The sequence below is a fragment of the Actinocrinis sp. genome, from assembly GCF_035938995.1.
In the GTDB taxonomy this organism is placed as follows: Bacteria; Actinomycetota; Actinomycetes; order Streptomycetales; family Catenulisporaceae; genus DASZGI01.
This window is the reverse complement of the sequence record NZ_DASZGI010000052.1, coordinates 1-3,427: the sequence shown is the minus strand read 5'-3', so window position 1 is coordinate 3,427 and position 3,427 is coordinate 1. Positions and strand designations below refer to the sequence as shown.

3 protein-coding genes are annotated in these 3,427 nt (G+C 70.8%); all 3 read right to left on the bottom strand.

What is annotated here, in order from left to right:
- Positions 1–243 precede the first annotated feature (243 nt).
- On the bottom strand, positions 244–1,956 hold the full coding sequence (locus VGZ32_RS03475; RefSeq protein WP_326884323.1) for a GAF domain-containing protein: 1,713 nt from the start codon (positions 1,954–1,956) through the stop codon (positions 244–246).
- Between the two features lie 92 nt (positions 1,957–2,048).
- Positions 2,049–2,504, bottom strand: a complete 456-nt coding sequence (locus tag VGZ32_RS03470; protein WP_326884322.1) for a pyridoxamine 5'-phosphate oxidase family protein — start codon at positions 2,502–2,504, stop codon at positions 2,049–2,051.
- Between the two features lie 59 nt (positions 2,505–2,563).
- A complete protein-coding gene (locus VGZ32_RS03465; protein WP_326884321.1) occupies positions 2,564–3,238 on the bottom strand; it encodes a response regulator transcription factor in 675 nt (224 codons plus the stop codon).
- Positions 3,239–3,427 lie beyond the last annotated feature (189 nt).

The window sequence follows — 3,427 nt, the reverse complement described above, 5'->3', positions numbered from 1 at the left end:
GCGCGGGCCGAGCCGAGGACACCGGCACAGCATCCGTCCTCGTCAACCACGATCAGATGCCAGCTCGCGCCGAGGTGGATGCTCCCCGCGCCGTGCCCCATCAGGTCCCGGGCTGTCAGAGTGTCGAGCGTCGCGAAGGTTCCAGCGGTCTGTGTCATACCTCGATCGTGCGCCGAACCACCTGCCGAGGGTCAGGGACCTTCGCCCCCACCCCGACCGCCAGTCGTCTCGTCCCTGGTGCGCTCAGATGCGCCGGGGAACGCTCCAGATCAGTACGGTCCCGCCCGATGCGCCGGGCTCGGCCGTGAAAGTGCCCCCGAGTTGCGTAGCCCGCTGGCTCAGGTTCGCCAGACCGCTGCGCCGGCCGCCCCGTACGATCCCGGCGCCGTCGTCGGTGACGTTCAGCGTCACCGCTGAGGTGTCCGCAGCCAGATCGACTTCTACGTGCGCCGCGTGGGCGTGTCGTGCAGTATTCGACAGAGCCTCGCGCAGCACTGCGAGCAGATGATCGGCCACCTCGTCGCCGACCAGCAGGTCGACCGGGCCGGTGAAGCGCACCGCGGGCGGAAAGCCGAGCACCTCGGCGGCCTGTTCGCACTCGTCGACCACCTGGGCTCGCACACTGGGGGTGTCGTCGCCCAGTTCGTGGGCGTGCAGCGCGAAGATGGTGGAGCGGATGACCTTGATGGTCTCGTCGAGGTCTGAGATGGCGGCCGCCATTCGCCGGGCCACCGCGGGCTTCTCGGTGATCTTATATGCGCCCTGCAGGGACATCGAGGTGGCGAACAACCTTTGGATCGCCAGGTCGTGCAGGTCCCGGCCGATCCGGTCGCGATCGGCGTACAGGGAGAGCAGTTCGCTGTCCTTGCGGCGCGCGGCGAGCTCCAGCACGACTGCGGCCTGCATCACCAGGTCACCGGCCAGGTCCGCGATCCCCGTGTCGAACTGGCCGTCTCCGGCGTGCCGCCCCAGCGCCATCACTCCGCGGGCATGCCCGGCCACGCCGATGGGCACCACCAGCATCGGGCCGATGCCGGCCAGCAGCCCACTACTCGCCCTTTCGTCCGTGGAGATGTCCGCGACCAGCGCACGCTGCCCGGACTTGAACACCGAACCGAGCAGCGTGTCCTCGATACTGAGCGTGGCGCCGCGCAGCCGTTCGGCCCCGTCCCCGTCGGCGGCGATGATCTGCAGATCACCGCTTTGCGCCCCCGGAAGGGCGACGGCGACCAGGTCGGCCTGGGCGAAGCCGCGCACCCGTTGCGCGAAGGCCGCGAGCGCGTCGTCGGAGTCCTGGCCGGAAAGCAGGCCGCGGGTCAGCTCCGCCGTGGTCTCCAGCCACTGCTGCCGCCGCCGGGCCTCCTCGTACAGGCGGGCGTTGTCGACCGCTATGCCCGCGGCTGCGGCCAGCGCCGTGAGCACTGCCTCGTCGTCGGCGTCGAACGGCGCTCCGCCCTGCTTCTCAGTCATGTACAGGTTGCCGTACACCGCTTCTCGCACCCGGACCGGCACCCCGAGAAACGAGTGCATCGGCGGATGGTCGGCCGGGAACCCAGAGGACTGCGGATGGGTGGTCAGGTCGTCGGTGCGCAGGGGCACCGGATGGCGGTTCAGCTCACCCAGCAGGCCGTGGCCCTCCGGATACGGGCCGATCGCGGCGATCTGCTCCTGCGTCAGGCCCACGGTGATGAACCGGGCGAGTCGCTGGTCGTCACCGAGCACGCCCAGCGCCCCGTACCGGGCGTCGACGAGTGTCGCGGCAGCCCGCACGATCCGGGTCAGCGCCGCCTCCAGGTCCAGGCCGCTGCCGATCCCGACCACCGCCTCGAGCAGCTGGCGCACCCGGTCGCGGGATGAACGCACCGAGGCCAGCCGCACCTGCAACTCGTCGAGCAGCTCATCGATCCGCAACCGCGGCAGAAACCGGGAAGCCTCGTCGCCGAACTGTTCCGCCACGGCCAGCCGCCTCTCCGCCGGGGCTGCCGCCGGCAGACGCCTGCTTTGCTCGTGGCGACGTGGCGGCCCGCCCTCGTCGTCCACAGTACCTGTCACGCACCTGCCTCGGTAAACGAGCGATGATCCGTGCCCTGGTGGTCTCTCGGGCCGAGCCAGCGGCCGGTGACCATCGTGATCGGAATGCGGATCAGGTGGTCCTTGATTCCGGGCGCCCACGGCACCGGGCCGTCGACTCGCGCCCGTGCCAGCTCGATCTCGTCGGTCACGAGTGTCGCCGTGCCGGTGACGGTCACCGACCAGCCCGAGCGGGTGGCCCGGTCCAGCTCGTCGACCTGGAAGGCCACCACCGCTCCGCGCAACGCCTGCCCGAGCGGCGAGGCCGCCCCGGTCCAGATCAGGATGCCGCCCGCTCGTACCGCGAAGTTGACCGGCATGACAGCCGGCAGCGCGCGGCGGGTGTACACGAGCCGACCCACCTCCTGGGTCTCCAGCAGCGCGATGGCCTCAACGCGGGAGAGCACTTCAAGCCCGTTGACATCCGTGTCCATACCATCCAGCGTCCGCCGCCCGGACCCGTCCGCGCCAGGGGCTTTCGGCCCAGATTCGGTCACCCCTTCGGGCGGCCCGCGGTCTTGAGCCCGGAGACCAGCACCGCGGCCTGCACCCGCCGCTCGAACCCCAGCTTGGCCAGCAGGGAGGAGACGTAGTTCTTCACCGTCTTCTCCGCCAGGAACAACCGCTCCCCGATCTGGCGGTTCGTCATTCCCTCGCCGATCAGGTCGAGGATCCGGTGTTCCTGCGCCGTGAGCGCGGCCAGCGGGTCCCTGGGCGCGCCCGCGCGCAGCCGGGCCATCACCGCCGTGGTCAGCTTCGGGTCCAGCAGCGACCCGCCGGCCGCGACCGTGCGCACCGCGCCGACCAGGTCCGTGCCGCCGACCTGCTTGAGCAGATAGCCCGAGGCCCCGGCCAGGATCGCGTCGAACAGCGCCTCGTCGTCGGAGAACGAGGTCAGCATCAGGCAGGCCAGCTCCGGCATCCGGGAGCGCAGATCACGGCACACGCTCACCCCGTCCCCGTCCGGCAGCCGCACGTCCAGCACCGCGACCTGCGGCTTGACCGCCGGTACCCGGGCGAGCGCCTCGGCCGCCGTGGCCGCCTCCCCCACCACCACGAACTCGCCCTCCACCTCCAGCAGGTCCTTGAGCCCCCGCCGCACCACCTCGTGGTCATCCAGCAGGAACACCCGGATCGGGCTCGCACCGGGACGCACGGGTTCGGTCATCTGTGTCATGACTCACGGTAACCCCGGGCAGCCCAGGGCGGCACGGGCCGAAGGTCCCGAAGCGGCAGCCCTTCGAACGGGCCTTCGGACCCGCCTGGGTCGGTCGCGATTGTCCAGCACCGAGCAGGACCCGACCGCCAAATCGATGCGCTCGTACCCGCCGGACGTACGGAGCGCGGCATCTACATC

Bases quoted from the DNA above. Each gene is read 5' to 3' on its own strand.
- VGZ32_RS03470 (WP_326884322.1), bottom strand. From the start codon at position 2,504: ATGGACACGGATGTCAACGGGCTTGAAGTGCTCTCCCGCGTTGAGGCC.
- VGZ32_RS03465 (WP_326884321.1), bottom strand. From the start codon at position 3,238: ATGACCGAACCCGTGCGTCCCGGTGCGAGCCCGATCCGGGTGTTCCTG.